Source organism: Mesorhizobium sp. M8A.F.Ca.ET.181.01.1.1, assembly GCF_004792025.1.
Lineage (GTDB): Bacteria > Pseudomonadota > Alphaproteobacteria > Rhizobiales > Rhizobiaceae > Mesorhizobium.
On record NZ_SRTV01000237.1, the window covers coordinates 1 to 303 of the forward strand.

The window sequence follows — 303 nt, forward strand, 5'->3', positions numbered from 1 at the left end:
TTCGTGCGCGCCTCGATGAAGGGCTGGAAATACGCCGTCGACAATTCGGATGAGGCGGCCGGCCTCGTCATGGACAATGGCGGCCAGGACGAGAACCACCAGAAGCGCATGATGGGCGAAGTGGCCAAGCTGATCGACAATGCCGACGGCAAGCTCGATCCGGCGACCTATGAGCGCACCGCCAAGGCGCTGCTCGACCAGAAGATCATCGCCAAGGAGCCTTCCGGCGCCTACACGACGGCGATCACGGACAAAGCGATCAAGTAGGGCCTATCAAGCAATATTGCGATCTTGAGAACGGCG

The 303-nt window shown here is 60.4% G+C and carries 1 pseudogene; it reads left to right on the plus strand.

Features of this window, described 5'->3' with window-relative positions:
- Positions 1 to 267, plus strand: a pseudogene (locus EN824_RS34425) (ABC transporter substrate-binding protein); the annotation flags it as partial.
- Positions 268 to 303: the final 36 nt, after the last annotated feature.